This is a genomic window from Mesorhizobium sp. P3_A9, assembly GCF_056402975.1.
The window spans coordinates 1-885 of the sequence record NZ_JBFUGJ010000753.1 but is presented as its reverse complement, the minus strand read 5'-3'; the positions used below and the strand labels follow the sequence as shown (position 1 = coordinate 885).

Annotated in this window: 2 protein-coding genes; one reads left to right on the top strand and one right to left on the bottom strand. The window is 64.0% G+C overall.

All coding sequences use genetic code 11. The annotated features are described in order from the left end of the window. On the top strand, positions 1-524 hold a 524-nt coding region (locus AC1DX0_RS36535; RefSeq protein ID WP_477359452.1), incomplete at its 5' end, for an SDR family NAD(P)-dependent oxidoreductase. Between the two features lie 75 nt (positions 525-599). Here AC1DX0_RS36535 and AC1DX0_RS36530 read toward each other — a convergent pair. Beyond that, positions 600-885, bottom strand: a 286-nt coding sequence (locus tag AC1DX0_RS36530; RefSeq protein WP_477359449.1) for an MOSC domain-containing protein, incomplete at its 5' end; no start/stop codon positions are given.

Here is an 885-nt window from a genome sequence, read left to right as displayed (position 1 = left end):
AAACCAATGTGTTCGGAGCTCTGTGGGTGACCCAGGCAGCCCTACCGATCATGCGGGCGCAACGGTCCGGCCACATCATCCAGATCTCGTCGATCGGCGGCGTCAAYGCCTTTGCCTCGCTYGGCCTCTACCAYGCCTCGAAATGGGCRCTGGARGCCTTCAGCCAGTCGCTCARCATCGARGTCGCKGARTTCGGCATCCATGTKACRCTGGTCGAGCCGGGYGGYTTCTCCACCGACTGGTCCGGCGCYTCMGCCAARGTYTCCAAGSCGATCGAGGCCTATGCGCCTGCCCGCGCCAAGATGGCCGAGCGCCGCGCCAACTCGGTCGCCGGCGATCCCGAAGCGACCGGCCCGGCGATGCTGGCCATCGTCGATGCCGCCGAGCCGCCGCTGCGCGTGTTCTTCGGCGATGGCGGCCTGCCGATGATCCGCCAGGAATACGCCAACCGCCTCGCCACCTGGGACAAGTGGGACCACGTTTCGGTCATGGCGCAAGGCGCGAAGAAAAACCGCAAGGACTGACGATTTGCGGTGTCCGCTACGCCGCTCAGTGGGCGGCGTAGCCCCTACCCTTAGGGCACGACGAGAAACGCTCGGCTACGCCTGATAAATCCACTGCTCCGGCACCCGCGCTGAAATCTCTTCGCCGACGCTGATCGTTCCGGGTTTCTCTACCCAGGCGACGAGACCACGCAGCCGTTTGGCCACTTTGGGAAAGAGCAGCGCGCCGGCTTCAATGTCTGCCATCCCTGCATTTTCAGCGATCGATCGCCCGGCGAGGCGGCATGGTCCGTTCTGTGCGTCGACCTTGATGGTCACCCCGCCTTTGAAGAACAGCAGCGTGCCGGAAGGCAGCATGGAGAGGTTTGGAAAGCCTTCGATC